This window comes from Burkholderia sp. LFS061 (assembly GCF_047978125.1).
GTDB lineage: Bacteria > Pseudomonadota > Gammaproteobacteria > Burkholderiales > Burkholderiaceae > Burkholderia > Burkholderia pyrrocinia_C.
Map to the genome: position 1 here is coordinate 67886 of NZ_JBFPFS010000026.1, position 14484 is coordinate 82369.

Sequence of the window (14484 nt, forward strand, 5' to 3'; positions counted from 1 at the left end):
TTACGCGACTTCGGCGATCAGCTCGATCTCGACGCACGCGCCGAGCGGGATCTGCGCGACGCCGAAGGCCGAGCGTGCGTGCTTGCCCGCATCGCCGAACACTTCGGCGATCAGCTCCGACGCGCCGTTCGTCACGATGTGCTGTTCGGTGAAGTCGAGCGTCGAGTTGACGAGGCTCATCAGCTTGACGATGCGCGTGACCTTGTTCAGGTCGCCGGTGTGCGCGTGCAGCGTGGCGAGCAGGTCGATCGCGATCGAGCGCGCGGCCGCCTTGCCGTCTTCCGTCTGCAGATCCGCGCCGAGCTTGCCGGCCCAGACCTTGCCGTCCTTCTTCGCGATGTGGCCCGACAGGTAGACAGTGTTGCCGCTTTGCGCGCTCATCACGTAGGCGGCAGCCGGTGCGCCGGCGGTCGGGAGCTCGATGCCGAGCGACTTCAGTTTGTCGTAGACGTTAGCCATGCGTTCGATTCCTCGTAGAGAGTCGTGACAGGAAAAGGGTGGGATCAGAGGCGCTCGCGCAGCAGCTTGCCGAGGCGAGCTACGCCTTCCTCGATCTTCTCGGGCGGCACCGTGACGAACGACAGGCGCAGCGTGTTCTGCTGCGCGTCGTTCGCGAAGAACGGCGCGCCCGGCACGAAGGCGACGTGGTTGTCGACGGCCGCGGCGAGCAGCTTCATGCTGTCGATCTGCGCGGGCAGGTTCACCCAGATGAACATCCCGCCTTCCGGGCGGTTCCACGTGACGCCTTCCGGCATGTGGCGTGCCAGCGCGCCGAGCATCGCGTCGCATTGCGCGCTGTACAGTTCGCGGATCGTCGGGATGTGTTCGTCGAGGAAGCCGTCCTTGATCACTTCGTGCGCGATGCGCTGCGTCAGCGTCGGCGTGTGCAGGTCGGTGGCCTGCTTGGCCTGCACGAGCTTGAAGTGGAGTTCCTCGGGGGCAATGATGTAGCCGATCCGCAGGCCCGGTGCGAGCACCTTCGAGAACGTGCCGAGGTGCACGACGTGGTCGGGCGCCATCGACAGCATCGTCGGCAGCGGCTCGCCGCGGTAGTTCAGCGCGCCGTACGGATCGTCTTCCAGCACCGGGAACGGGCTCGTCTGCGCGAACGCGGCGAGCGCGCGGCGGCGCTCGACGGGCAGGCGGCGGCCGGTCGGGTTCTGGAAGTTCGGCTGCGCGTACAGGAGGCGCGCGCCTTGCGTGAGTTCGGGCGTGAGGCCTTCCGGCAGCAGGCCCTGCTCGTCGGTCGGCACCTGTACGTAGCGCGGTTCGTACAGCGAGAACGACTGCAGCGCGCCGAGGTAGGTCGGCGTTTCGACGAGGATCGGGCTGCCCGGATCGATAAGCGCCTTGCCGAGCAGGTCGAGCGCCTGCTGCGAGCCGGTCGTGATCAGCACCTGCGACACGCGCACGCTGTAACGCTCGGCGATCCACTCGCGCAGCGGCAGGTAGCCTTCGGTCGCGCTGTACTGGAGCGCGGCGGCCGGCGCGTCGCGCAGCACGCGGTCGGCGGCGGCGCGCATGCGCTCGGCCGGGAACGTCGCGGGGGCGGGCAGGCCGCCGGCGAACGAGATGACCTCGGGGCGTTCCGTGACCTTCAGGATCTCGCGGATCGCAGAGCTCGTCAGCTTGCGGGCGCGTTCGGAAAGCTGCCAGTGCGGCGGATGCAGGTCGCTCGGATTCATAGTCTCCTCGTTCGGATATCGTGGTCAGTCAAGAAAGGTCGTTCGGGCGGATCGCTTCGACGCTGCCGGGTGGGCATGCGCGAGCGCGGTCGAGCCTTCGCGGCTGGGTGGGCAAAACCGATCAGGCAAAACAGCCATTATGGCGCACCTGTTCAGCCGGCGCGAGCCGGTTGCGCGGCGGTGGCGACCGCCGAGCGGCGCCCGAGCACCACGGTGGCGATCACGGCGGCCGCGAACAGCCACGTCGACGGCGTGACCGTTTCGCCGAACAGCAGCGCGGAAAATGCAATCGTGAAGAAAATCTGCAGCAACTGCACCTGGCCGACGCGCGCGATGCCGCCCATCGCGAGCCCCGCGTACCACGCGAAGAAGCCGATGAACTGCGAAAAGAGGGTCACGTACCCGAACGCGAGCCACGTGCGCAGCGCGAGCGGGCCCGGATGCGCGGCATGCTGCAGCCACGCGAGCCAGCCGACCGGCAGCACGAGGAACGGCGCGGACACGACGAGCGCCCAGCAGATCACCTGCCAGCCGCCGATCTGGCGCGCGAGGCGCGCGCCTTCCGCATAGCCGAGCGCGCCGATGCCGACCGCGACGAGCATCAGCGCGTCGCCGGCCTGTACGGTGCCGCCGCCGTCGCGCAGCGCGAACGCGATCACGAGCGCGCTGCCGGCCACCGCGCTGGCCCAGAACGCCTTCGACGGCCGCTCGTGCGACAGCCATGCCGCATACAACGCGACGAACAGCGGCTGCAGCCCGTTGACGACCGCGCCGTGCGAGGCCGGCACGGATTTCATCGCCCACGCGGAGAACACCGGATACGCGATGATCACGCCGGCCGACGTGATCGCGAGGCTTTTCAGCTGCGCGCGCGTCGGCAGCGGCTCGCGGCGCCACCACAGCAGCAGGCCGGCCGGCACGGCGGCGGCGAGCGCGCGGCCGAGCCCGTTGAGCAGCGGATTGAGTTCGGACACGACGATGCGCGTCATCGGCAGCGTCAGGCTGAAGATCATCACGCCGATCAGGCCGAGCAGCATGCCCCGGGTTTCGCGCGAATTCATGTCGAAGGTGTCTCCGAATTGCAGGGTGGTTGTAATGGACGGGCTTTCAGCGCAGCGAGCGTGAGCCCTGCGGCGTATCGAATTCGGCGACCAGCGCGGGCGGGCCGTCGCCGGTTTCCAGGTCGAGCAGGTGGGCGGCGCCGAGCCAGTCGAGCTGCTCGCGGATGACCTCCGCGCGCGGGTGGACGCCCTTGAGCGACTTCAGCGCGACGCCGTCTTGCGGCAGCGATTCGGCGGGGTGGTGCGGGCTGTCCCACTGGATCAGCGACGGCACGAGGCCGTCGCCCGCACCCTGCCATGCGGGGAACGCGCCGTCGTCGGGCACCGTGAGGCCCCAGCTCAGGTCGCCGCGTCGCATCGCGACGACGGGCGGGATGCGGGCCGGGTACTGGCTCTGCCACAGCGCGAGCTGCCGCGGGCGGTCGACGCGCGCAACCCAGTGCGCGAGAAACGGGCCCAGCGCGAGCCGGGCGTGCATCGCCGGATCGTCGAGCCCGAACAGCCGCGCGCGCGGCGGCCCTGCACCGTCGTCCGGGGCGGGGGCATCGGGGTCGATCGCGATCACTTCGAGGTAGAGCCCGCCCCATGCGCCGAACAGCGCATTGTGGGTCCGCATCAGCGGGTGGCGGCCGCCGCCGGCCGGTTCGATGCCGAGCGCGTCGGCGACATGGCGCACGCCTTCGTCGAGCGTGCGCGCGGCGATCACGAGATGGTCGAGTGTCAGGGAACGGGCTGGCATGAACGTCGGTCGGGGAGCGAAAGTGTCATGGTAGGCGGGCGTTGCGCCGGGCGGTTGCCGGACCGGCCGGCGCACGGGCCGCGGATCAGGCCGGCCGGCGCGGCTCCAGGTGCGGCGGGGCCGGAACGGCGGCCGCACGGTCGCCATTGCGGTCAACTGTAATCGTCGGCACCGGCACAGTAACGGTACAATCGGCGCGATAGCCTTCGGTACAGTTGGAGTTGCCGCCTCATGTCCACCGTCCCCCTCGCCCAGATTCCCGTGCCGCACGATACGGCCACGCTCACGCTCGTCGACCAGCTGGTCCAGTGGGCCCGGCGGCGCATCGACGAGCGCGTGTTCCGTCCCGGCATGCGGATGCCGTCGATCCGCAAGCTCGCGCTGGACAAGAGCGTGTCGCGCTTTACCGTCGTCGAGGCGTACGAGCGCCTCGTCGCGCAGGGTTACCTCGACTCGCGGCGCGGCTCCGGCTTCTACGTGCGCGAGCGCACGGCCGGCCCGCAGCCGGTCGACAACGTGGCGCGCGTATCCGAAGCCGCGCCCGTGCACAACACGATCGACGTCGTCTGGCTGCTGCGCAACATGCTGCACACCGTCAGCCCGGAAAAGGGGCCCGGTCTCGGCTACCTGCCGGGCCGCTGGCTCGACGGCGAGCTGATCACCGGCGCGCTGCGCGCGCTCGGGCGCCAGTCCGGCGCGCAGATGCTCGGCTTCGGCACCGCGCAGGGTTTCCTGCCGCTGCGCCAGCAACTGCAGACGCGCCTCGCCGAAGTCGAGATCGGCGCGACGCCCGACCAGCTCGTGCTCGTATCGGGGATCACCCAGGCGATCGACCTGATCTCGCGGATCTATGTGCGGCCGGGCGACGCGGTGATCGTCGGCGATCCCGCGTGGTTCCAGATGTTCGGCCGCTTCGCGTCGCAGGGCGCGCAGCTCGTCGGGATGCCGTACACGCCGGACGGCCCCGATCTCGACGCGCTCGAGACGCTCGTGCAGATGTGGCGGCCGAAGATGCTCGTGATCAACTCGGTGCTGCAGAACCCGACCGGCACGTCGCTGTCGGCCGCGCAGGCATTCCGGATCCTGAAGCTCGCGGAGGCGTACGACTTCCTCGTCGTCGAGGACGACGTGTACGGCGACCTGTGCCCGCCGAGCTATCCGGCCACGCGGCTCGCGAGCCTCGACCAGCTGAAGCGCGTGATCTACCTCGGCAGCTATTCGAAGACGCTCGCGGCGAACCTGCGGGTCGGCTACGTCGCGTGCGCGCCGGAGATCGCGAAGGCGGTCACCGACCAGAAGATGCTGGTCGGGATGACGACGCCCGAACTCAACGAGCGCGTGCTTTACAAGATCCTGACCGAGGGGCATTACCGGCGCCATGTCGAACGGCTGCGCGCGCGGCTCGACGGCGTGCGCGACAAGACCGCGCGGATGCTCGAACGCACCGGGCTGGGGCTCTTCGCGATGCCGGCGGCCGGGATGTTCCTGTGGGCCGACACGGGCGTCGATTCGGACGCGCTCGCGGCCGCCGCGCACGAAGAGGGGTTCCTGCTGACGCCCGGCAGCCTGTTTTCGCCGCAGCAGTCGCCGTCGACGTGGACACGCTTCAACGTCGCGAACTGCGGCGATCCGGCGTTGCCGGGGTTTCTCGCGCGCTATATCGATTCGGCGGTGCGGCGCGCGTCGTGACGCGGCGCGGCACGCCGGCCCTTGAAATCGGGCGCACCGGCCCCAGATAGGCGCGCGAACCGCCGGCGCCGGGCGGTCGCCCGTGCGCGGGCCTCGCGGCATCGCGCGCCGACCGCCTGCGCCACACCATTCAAGTTCAAGTAAGAGGAAACAATATCCATGGCACATGAAACGATGAGCTTTCAGGCAGAGGTCAAGCAACTCCTCCACCTGATGATCCATTCGCTCTACAGCAACAAGGAAATCTTCCTGCGCGAACTGGTGTCGAACGCGTCCGACGCGGCCGACAAGCTGCGTTTCGAGGGGCTCGCGGACAACGCGCTGTACGAGAACGATCCGAACCTGCGCATCCGCATCGGCTACGACAAGGCCGCGCGCACGATCACGATCGACGACAACGGCATCGGCATGAGCCGCGACGAGGCGATCGCGAACCTCGGCACGATCGCGCGTTCGGGCACCAAGGAATTCTTCACGAAACTGTCCGGCGACCAGCAGAAGGACGCGGCGCTGATCGGCCAGTTCGGCGTCGGCTTCTACTCGGGCTTCATCGTCGCGGACAGGATCACCGTCGAGACGCGCCGCGCGGGCCTGCCGGCGAACGAAGCCGTGCGCTGGGAAAGCGCGGGCGAGGGCGATTTCACGATCGACGCGATCGAGCGCGCGCAGCGCGGCACGACGATCACGCTGCATCTGCGCGAAGGCGAGGACGAGCTGCTGTCGTCGCACCGCCTGAAGTCGATCATCCAGAAGTACTCCGACCACATCGCGCTGCCGATCCTGATGCAGAAGGAAGAATGGGATCAGGAAAAGGGCGAGATGGTCCTGAAGGACGAGGACGAGACCGTCAACCAGGCGAGCGCGCTGTGGACGCGTTCGAAGAGCGACATCACCGACGAGCAGTACACGCAGTTCTACCAGCACGTCGCGCACGACCACCAGGATCCGCTCACGTGGACGCACAACCGCGTCGAGGGCCGCAGCGAATACACGCAACTGCTGTTCGTGCCGTCGCACGCGCCGTTCGACCTGTGGAACCGCGACTATCGCGGCGGCCTGAAGCTGTACGTGAAGCGCGTGTTCATCATGGACGACGCCGAGCAACTGCTGCCGCAATACCTGCGCTTCGTGAAGGGCGTCGTCGATTCGGCGGACCTGCCGCTGAACGTGTCGCGCGAGATCCTGCAGGAAAGCCGCGACGTGAAGGCGATCCGCGAAGGCGTGACGAAGCGCGCGCTGTCGATGCTCGAAGAGCTCGCGAACGCGGAAGAGGATGCCGGCAAGGAAAAGTACAAGACGTTCTGGGGCGCGTTCGGCCAGGTGCTGAAGGAAGGCCTCGGCGAGGATCACGCGAACCGCGAGCGCATCGCGAAGCTGCTGCGCTTCGCGTCGACGCACGGCGACACCGATGCGCAGGACGTGTCGCTCGCCGACTACGTGTCGCGCATGAAGCCCGAGCAGAGCAAGATCTACTACGTGACGGCCGATACGTGGCAGGCCGCGAAGAACAGCCCGCATCTCGAAGTGTTCCGCAAGAAGGGCGTCGAGGTGCTGCTGCTGACCGACCGCGTCGACGAATGGATGCTGTCGTTCCTCAACGAGTTCGACGGCAAGCCGCTCGCGAGCGTCGCGCGCGGCGACCTCGATCTCGGCGAACTGAACGACGAAGAGAAGAAGGCGCAGGAACAGGCGGGCGAGGCGATCAAGCCCGTGGTCGAGAAGATGAAGGAAGCGCTCGGCGACAGGGTGAAGGAAGTGCGCGTCACGTTCCGCCTGACCGATTCGCCGTCGTGCCTCGTCGCGGACGACAACGACATGAGCGGCTACCTGCAGCGGATGCTGAAGGCGGCCGGCCAGAACGCGCCGGCGATGCAGCCGATCCTCGAGATCAACCCCGAGCACGCGCTCGTGAAGCAGCTGAACGCCGACAGCGCGGATTTCGGCGACTGGTGCCATCTGCTGTTCGACCAGGCGCTGCTGGCAGAAGGCGGCATGCTCGACGATCCGGCGAGCTTCGTGAAGCGGACCAACGCGCTGCTGCTGTCGCGCGCCGCGTGAACGCGCGCATGCGATTCGACGGCGGTCAGGCCGGCTGGCGCGAGACGCCGCGGCCTGGCTGCACGCTCGATCAGCGCGACTGGCTGACGCGCGGCGGATCGCTGACCGCGCATCTCGCGCGGCTCGGCCGCGTGAACGTGCGCGTGACGCGCGAGGCCGTCGACTGTCCGTGGTTCGACGAGCCCGACGCGCTCGCCAGTTCGCCGCGCGCACCGATGTGGGTGCGCGAGGTGCTCCTGTCGGTCGACGGTACGCCGTACGTCGCCGCGCACAGCATCGCGCCGCTCGCCGCAAGCAAGGGCGTATGGCAGGCGATGCGGCGGCTGCGCACGCGGCCGCTGGCGGAGCTGCTGTACAGCGATCCGCAGGTCGAGCGCTCGGCGCTCGTCAGCCGGCGCGTGATCGCGGGCCATCCGCTGTATGCGCTTGCCAGTCATGCGCTTGGCGCAGGCGCGCGAGCGCCGCACGCGTTCGTGGCGCGGCGCTCGGTGTTCCAGCGTCACGGCAAACCGTTGATGGTCACCGAGTGCATGCTGCCGGCGCTGTGGCGTCATCTCGACGCGCATGGCGACGGGCCGCGCTCGGGCGGCCAGGGCGGAGGCGCGTGATGCTGCAGGGCTTCGGGCCGGTGGTCGGGCCGAATACGCATACGATGATCCTCGGCAGCTTTCCGGGCGAGGCATCGCTCGATGCCGCGCAGTATTACGCGCATCCGCGCAATCAGTTCTGGCGGCTTTTGGGGGCGGTTCTGCGTGAGCCGGAACTGCACGCGCTCGATTACGATGCGCGGCTCGAACGCGTGCTGAAGCACGGCATCGGCATCTGGGACGTGCTCGCCGCGTGCCATCGCGAAGGCAGTCTCGATTCGGCGATTCGGAATGCGAAGCCGAACGACTTCGACTCATTGCGTGAGCATGCGCCGTTGCTGAAGAAGGTCTGCTTCAACGGCAAGACGGCAGGGCGGTTTGCTGAAGTGATCGGCGCCGCCGGTTACGAAACGCTCGTTCTGCCGTCTTCGAGCCCGGCAAATGCTTCGCTTTCGTTCGAGCAAAAGCTGCTGCGTTGGCGCGAAGTCGAATCCTGATTGCACGGATGGTCTCCGAGTGTCGAATCAGCCCAGACCTCAACCAGTTCGAATGACTTCGATGCGCTGCGCGAGCATGCGCCATCGCTGAAGCGTGAAGCTAGAAGCGCTCGACGCGTACCTCGACCGAGTCCTTGGGCACGGTCAGCCGCGTGCGGTCGAGCAGGGCATCCGCGGGCGCGGTGCCGTCCGGGTTCAACGGCCTCACTTTGTTGAACACCACGGAAAAACGCTCCGGCGTGACGGTGGCCGACGCATAACCCTGTGCGTCGTGGTCGGCGTAGCGCAGGTCGGGATTGTTCGTCATCAGGAAGGTGTCGAGTTTGGCCGGGGTGGCGGCCAGCGACACAAGCGGCGTGCCGCCCCATGCGGCTTTCACGTAGGAATAGAAGGACGCGCTGCTGATGCCTGCGCAGACGAAATCGACTGCCACGGGCGTACCTTTTGCAGGATCGGGGTCGTCCCGCACGACGCCGCACTGAAACGCATGCAGGTCCCCGCTGATCGCGACGACGTTGCGGATCCCCTGTTCGTTCAAGTATGAGAGCAGTTCGTGTTTGTGTGCCGGATAACCGTCCCATGCGTCGCAATCGACCACGAGGCGTGCTGCCGGTGTCTTCGGCGCGCCTGGCATCACGGCCCACAGACGGTTCAACATCACCTCGTTGCCCCACACCTTCCAGGTCGCGGGCGAACCCTTTAGCGTGGCCTTCCACCATTGCGTCTGCTCCGGGCCGAGCATCGACGGCGCGCGACCAAGCTGCGCGGTATCCCGCGCCTCGAAGCGCTGCAGCACATCCTGGTTGACGAAGTAGCGCGAGCCGGCTGCGTCATCGCCATTGACCGGGTCGTGCCCGTGTGTGCGCGCGACAGCCGCCTCGCTTACGACATGGTCGTCGCGATACAGCCGCTCGTCCGTCATCACGAGATGCATCAGCATGCCGAAGCGAAATTCGCGATAGATGCGAATGTTGGTGTACGACGGATTGTCCGGTTCGAAGCGCACGTCGCTCCAGTCCACCGGCATGTACTCCGCCCATGCGCGACTGGCGTTGCGGCGACGCTGCGTCTCCTGCCTTTCCTCGTTGGTGTAGACCTGACGATCCTGCCAGCAGTCGTCGGAAAATTCGTGGTCGTCCCATATCGCGATCATCGGCAGGCGCCGGTGCAGCGTCTGCAAGCGCGGGTCGGTACGATAGGTACGGTAGAGCGTCCGATAGTCTTCGAGCGTATCGGCATACACGCGGCCATCGGCGAGAGGTTCTCCGTCAGGCAGGCGCAGCGGAGGATGCGCCGCCTCGACCGCGCCGGGTCTCGAGGCCGCAACCGTTTCATAGATGTAATCGCCCACATGCACGACGAAATCGAGATCGCTTTCGGCTGCCAGCAGGCTCATGGCTTGCCAGTGATTGATGCTCCAGTCCTGGCAGGTGAGCCATGCGAAGCGAACGCGGTCGTTGGCCTCATCGGCATCCGGAGCCGTGCGCGCGACGCCGCTGGCACTCGCGTCGTCGCCGGCGACGAACCGGTAGTGGTACGTGATATTCGGTGAGAGCTCCGTGACCTTCGCGCGCACGGTGAAGTCATAGGTGGCGCGTGCTCTCAACGGTACGCTAGCGACGAGAGTCGAGAAATCCGGCCGCGTCGATACTTCGAGCCGTAACGGTATCGTGTGCGCGACGCCTTTTGCGCGGTGCCGCGCGTCCTCGAAGACTGGCACGCATCGCGTCCAGAACACGACGGAGCGATCGCGCGGATCACCGCTGGCGATGCCCTGCGGGAACCGATACCGGCCTTTGCGCACTGTGTCGGCAGACGGGACCGACCGAGGAACGCCAAGCGTACCGGTGGCTGCCGCAATCGTGAAAAAGGTCGACGACTTGAGGAAATGGCGGCGATCCATCGATCCTCCCGATCGGCATACTATGGATGCCGGGAGAGGCGCGTCGCGATGCTGCAGTACGCGATCGTGCCTCGCGAACCTTCAGTGCCGTTCGACTTCTCCGCGCCGAACGGCCGGTTGCGAAATCGAAAGGAGCGGCAACAGACAAACCGAACCCGAAGCTGCCGCGCCACGACTCGACTCCACAGGTTAGGGCTTCGCATCGCCTTGCTTGGCGCCCATGGCCGCGGCAATGCGACTTTGTGCTGCGACGAGTTGGTCATCGGTGGTCGCCACCAGCCACAGACGTGCGTGCTCCTCGATCCGACGGTTGTGGTCCTTCAATGGACCCATCGCGGCAGCGGCCTTCCAGACCACCGGGCCGACTCGGCTACTCCTGCCCGACGGCGCGCCTACCAGCAGGCAGTAAGGTCCCAGCGGAAGCGATACGAACGGAAGTGCCGGACTGGCGATCACGCGCCAGTCGATGAAGGGTGTATCGCTGATCAGCAGCGGCGTGGGCAAGCCGTAGAGCACACTGAAATCGTACAGCGCCAGCTGCTCTCTCATGCCGACGTAAATTCGCCGGATGTCGTCGACAACCGCCGCGCGGATCTCGTCCTCGAACATGGGTTCCTGCGCGTAGCGGGCAAATGCCTTTCGAGCCTCCCATTGATACGCGCTGAACATGCCGATCTCCACGCAGTCCTGCACTGCGCGCTGAACCTCCGCTACGGAACCGGCTTCCTCTGGCGTGCCCAACTGCGCAGCCCGCAAAAAGCGGGCGAGTCCCGACTCGTGGATCGCAGGACCATCCGCAGATGCATCGTCGTCAGCGTTCTTACCCAGGGGCACGTAGATATATTTCTCGGCAGCGAAATGCGATTTCTTGCCTTCATCGAACTTGATTTCGCCATCGACGCAGTCGAGATAGCGAGTCCCGATTCGACCGTGCTCCCAAACCCAGTTTTTCAGGAACGGGCGTAGTGGATGTTGTCTGTCGTGATCGGCCATTGAAACCTCCAGGTTTTCCAGTATGAGCCATTCCAGCAACTCTTCTTGTCGTTCGAGGCCATGTGGTCCCTCGTCGTAGCAGCGAGCCGCAGTGGCTCGACGTGGACGGGCGGAAAGGTGGCGGTCTTCATCAGGCAACTTCCTCTAACGCCGATGCGATGCATTATCGTTCACGCCGAGCGCGGTTGCACGTCGGTCGGTCGACGGAGCGCAAGGGGCGATCCGTCTCGGCGGCCCCCACCCGCACCAATGCTATCCTCTCGTCCGCTCATCCAGCGTCACCCAACGAGATTCAATCATGACCCGACTGATCAAGCGTGCGTCCGCCGAGGCGCGTGCGTTCAAGCAAGGCAAGCCGTCCTCCTACAACGGCTCCGAAAAACTCCAGCCGCCGCGCGTGAAGCGCCGCCCGGAAATCGACGAACACGACGACGTGCCCGTGCTCGAAGCGCCGCGCAAGCCGCGCTTCGCGCCCGTCACGTTCTCCGAAGAGGGCGGCGTGCGCTTCCTGCACTTCGGCACCGAATGGGTGCAGGGTGCGATGCGGATTTCGAAGCCGCTGCATATCGAACTCGAATACGCACAGCAGATGATGGCGTGGCTGCTGTTCCTCGAAACGCCCGAGCGGATCGTCCAGCTCGGGCTCGGCACCGGCGCGCTGACCAAGTTCTCGCACCGCTTCCTGCCGCACGCGAAGGTCGAGGCCGTCGAGCTGAACCCGGCCGTGATCGTCGCCGCGCGCACGATGTTCGCGATGCCGCCTGACGACGCGCGCCTCGCCGTGCACGAAGCCGACGCCTGGGATTTCGTCAACGATCCGGCCAATCGCGGCACGACGGGCGCGATCCAGATCGACCTGTACGACGCGACCGCGCGCGGCCCAGTGCTCGACAGCGTCGCGTTCTACCGCGCGGTGCGCGGCTGTCTCGCCGACGCGGGCATCGCGACGATCAATCTGTTCGGCGATCATCCGAGCTTCGTGCGCAACATGAAGCACCTGAACGCGGCGTTCGATCATCGCGTGATCGCGCTGCCCGAAGTGCACGACGGCAACCGGATCGCGATCGCGTTCTCGGGCCCCGCGCTCGACGTGCCGTTCGCGCAGCTCGACGCACGCGCGAAGCTGATCGAGGACACGCTGAAGCTGCCCGCGCGCAAGTGGGTGAAAGCTTTGAAAGAAACGATCGGCGCACGCGACGCGTCGTTCGCGATCTGACGCTTCATGCACCGGCGGCATGCCGGTGCAACCGCGCGACAAGGGGCGGATCACCTCGGGTTCGCCCCCGCTTGACCGCGTGCTCGCGGCTCCTATACTGGCGCGAAGCCAGCGGAGCCGCAGCCTACCCGTTTTGCCGCTCCTCTCGCCGCCGTACCCGCTCAACAAGATCGATAACCGGGAAAGATGAGGAGACGTCATGGCTCACGATGCCGACGCCAACCGAGCCGCCAAGCGCTGGCTCTGGCTGCTGGTACTGCCGCTGATCGCGATGGTCTGGGTGCCGTCGTACAACAAGGTCGATCCGCAATGGCTCGGCTTTCCGTTTTTCTACTGGTACCAGTTGCTGTGGGTCTTCATTAGCGCGGCGATCACCGCATTCGTGTACTTCAAGACCAGGAACGCGTGGAAGGCGAGCGGCCCGCAGGGAGGTGCGCGATGAATCTCGGCGCAACCTTCGTCTTCGTCCTGCTGTTCATCGGCGTCACGATCATCGGTTTCCTGGCCGCGAACTGGCGGCGCGGCGATCTTGCCCATCTCGACGAATGGGGCCTCGGCGGACGCCGCTTCGGCACGATCGTCACATGGTTCCTGCTCGGCGGCGACCTCTACACGGCATATACGTTCGTCGCGGTGCCCGCGCTCGTGTTCGGCGCCGGCGCGATGGGCTTCTTCGCGCTGCCTTACACGATCCTGATCTATCCGTTCGCGTTCGTCGTGTTTCCGAAGCTGTGGAGCATCGCGAAGCGGCATGGCTACGTGACGGCCGCCGACTTCGTCAATGCGCGCTACGGCAGCCGGATGCTCGCACTCGCGATCGCGGTGACGGGCATCCTCGCGACGATGCCGTACATCGCGCTGCAGCTCGTCGGCATCGAAGTGGTGATCGGCGCGCTCGGTTTCGACACGACCGGCTTCGTCGGCGACCTGCCGCTGATCATCGCGTTCGCGATCCTCGCCGCGTACACGTACACGTCGGGGCTGCGCGCGCCCGCGATGATCGCGATCGTGAAGGACGTCCTGATCTACATCACGATTGCCGCGGCGGTCATCGTGATTCCCGCGAAGCTCGGCGGCTTCGGGCAGATCTTCGCTCACGTGCCGCCCGCGAAGCTGCTGCTGAAGGCGCCGGACGCGGCGAGCCTGAACGGCTACAGCGCGTACGTGACGCTCGCGATCGGCTCGGCGCTCGCGCTGTTCCTGTATCCGCACTCGGTCACGGCCATCCTGTCGTCGTCGTCGGGCAACTCGATCCGCCGCAACATGGCGATGCTGCCCGCTTACTCGTTCGTGCTCGGCCTGCTCGCGCTGCTCGGCTACATGGCGCTTGCGGCGGGCGTGAAGGACATGCCGCAGTACGCGCCGTACTTCAAGGCGTTCGGCCCGAACTTCGCGGTGCCCGCGCTGTTCCTCGAGTATTTCCCGTCGTGGTTCGTCGGCGTCGCGTTCGCGGCGATCGGCATCGGCGCGCTGGTGCCGGCGGCGATCATGTCGATCGCGGCCGCGAACCTGTACACGCGCAACATCCACCGCGAGTTCATCAACCGCAACATGACGCACGACCAGGAGACGCACGTCGCGAAGCTCACTTCGCTGATCGTGAAGGTTGGCGCGGTCGCGTTCATCCTCGGGCTGCCGCTGACCTACGCGATCCAGTTGCAGCTGCTCGGCGGGATCTGGATCATCCAGACGCTGCCCGCGATCGTGCTCGGCCTGTACACGCGCCTGCTCGACCATCGCGGCCTGCTGATCGGCTGGGCGGCCGGCATCGTGTGCGGCACGTGGATGGCGGTGTCGCTGAAGCTCGCGAGCTCGATCTTCACGATCCACCTGTTCGGCCTCGCGATTCCCGGCTACGCGGCCGTGTGGTCGCTGATCGTGAACCTCGTGGTGTCGATCGTGGTGAGCGTGCTGGTGCGCGTGTTGGGCATGGCGCATGCGGAGGATCGCACGCGGCCGGAGGATTATCTCGACGTCGTCGAAGGCTGACGCGGGCGGCGCGGCGGCCGCCGCCGCGGCTCGCGCGACGCAACAATGAACACGCCCGCCACCGTGA

General features: G+C 66.6%; 13 protein-coding genes. 7 read left to right on the forward strand and 6 right to left on the reverse strand.

Annotation, left to right across the window (positions count from 1 at the left end; genetic code table 11):
* The 4 genes from ACNQQL_RS22200 to ACNQQL_RS22215 form a co-directional block, all read right to left on the reverse strand.
* A complete protein-coding gene (locus ACNQQL_RS22200) occupies window positions 1-459 on the reverse strand; it encodes a RidA family protein (RefSeq protein ID WP_034208050.1) in 459 nt (152 codons plus the stop codon).
* Between the two features lie 44 nt (window positions 460-503).
* Window positions 504-1685, reverse strand: coding sequence for a PLP-dependent aminotransferase family protein (locus ACNQQL_RS22205; protein WP_174418161.1), 1182 nt, complete (start codon window positions 1683-1685; stop codon window positions 504-506).
* 152 nt (window positions 1686-1837) lie between these two features.
* Window positions 1838-2746 (reverse strand): DMT family transporter, encoded by a 909-nt coding sequence (locus ACNQQL_RS22210; protein WP_034184796.1) that lies wholly within the window; start codon window positions 2744-2746, stop codon window positions 1838-1840.
* A 46-nt stretch (window positions 2747-2792) separates the two neighbouring features.
* A complete protein-coding gene (locus tag ACNQQL_RS22215) occupies window positions 2793-3485 on the reverse strand; it encodes a VOC family protein (protein ID WP_347065703.1) in 693 nt (230 codons plus the stop codon).
* Between the two features lie 231 nt (window positions 3486-3716).
* Here ACNQQL_RS22215 and ACNQQL_RS22220 point away from each other — a divergent pair, with 231 nt between their 5' ends.
* The 4 genes from ACNQQL_RS22220 (at window position 3717) to ACNQQL_RS22235 (ending at window position 8316) form a co-directional block, all read left to right on the forward strand.
* Window positions 3717-5174 (forward strand): PLP-dependent aminotransferase family protein, encoded by a 1458-nt coding sequence (locus tag ACNQQL_RS22220; protein ID WP_072440824.1) that lies wholly within the window; start codon window positions 3717-3719, stop codon window positions 5172-5174.
* A gap of 159 nt (window positions 5175-5333) precedes the next feature.
* The gene (htpG, locus tag ACNQQL_RS22225; RefSeq protein ID WP_072440822.1) at window positions 5334-7232 is read left to right on the forward strand and encodes a molecular chaperone HtpG; all 1899 of its coding nucleotides are present in this window, start codon (window positions 5334-5336) and stop codon (window positions 7230-7232) included.
* Between the two features lie 8 nt (window positions 7233-7240).
* A complete protein-coding gene (locus tag ACNQQL_RS22230) occupies window positions 7241-7840 on the forward strand; it encodes a chorismate--pyruvate lyase family protein (RefSeq protein WP_072440946.1) in 600 nt (199 codons plus the stop codon).
* Window positions 7840-8316, forward strand: coding sequence for a DNA-deoxyinosine glycosylase (locus ACNQQL_RS22235; protein ID WP_105391009.1), 477 nt, complete (start codon window positions 7840-7842; stop codon window positions 8314-8316). The genes ACNQQL_RS22230 and ACNQQL_RS22235 overlap by 1 nt, the downstream gene beginning before the upstream one ends.
* Window positions 8317-8416: 100 nt before the next feature.
* On the opposite strand, the gene ACNQQL_RS22240 is transcribed toward ACNQQL_RS22235, so the two are convergent.
* Both ACNQQL_RS22240 and ACNQQL_RS22245 read right to left on the reverse strand, forming a co-directional pair.
* Window positions 8417-10219, reverse strand: a complete 1803-nt coding sequence (locus ACNQQL_RS22240) for an alkaline phosphatase D family protein (protein WP_347065706.1) — start codon at window positions 10217-10219, stop codon at window positions 8417-8419.
* A 189-nt stretch (window positions 10220-10408) separates the two neighbouring features.
* Window positions 10409-11212: a hypothetical protein gene (locus ACNQQL_RS22245; RefSeq protein ID WP_072440944.1), complete on the reverse strand. Its 804-nt coding sequence runs from the start codon at window positions 11210-11212 to the stop codon at window positions 10409-10411.
* 298 nt (window positions 11213-11510) lie between these two features.
* Between ACNQQL_RS22245 and ACNQQL_RS22250 the strand changes: the two genes are divergently transcribed.
* The 3 genes from ACNQQL_RS22250 to mctP all read left to right on the forward strand — a co-directional run bounded on the left by ACNQQL_RS22250 (window position 11511) and on the right by mctP (window position 14417).
* The gene (locus tag ACNQQL_RS22250; RefSeq protein ID WP_347065708.1) at window positions 11511-12428 is read left to right on the forward strand and encodes a spermidine synthase; all 918 of its coding nucleotides are present in this window, start codon (window positions 11511-11513) and stop codon (window positions 12426-12428) included.
* 199 nt (window positions 12429-12627) lie between these two features.
* Complete coding sequence (locus ACNQQL_RS22255) at window positions 12628-12870, forward strand: DUF3311 domain-containing protein (protein ID WP_347065710.1); 243 nt, start codon at window positions 12628-12630, stop codon at window positions 12868-12870.
* Window positions 12867-14417 (forward strand): monocarboxylate uptake permease MctP, encoded by a 1551-nt coding sequence (gene mctP / locus ACNQQL_RS22260; protein WP_204424008.1) that lies wholly within the window; start codon window positions 12867-12869, stop codon window positions 14415-14417. Before ACNQQL_RS22255 ends, mctP begins: the two co-directional genes overlap by 4 nt.
* Window positions 14418-14484: the final 67 nt, after the last annotated feature.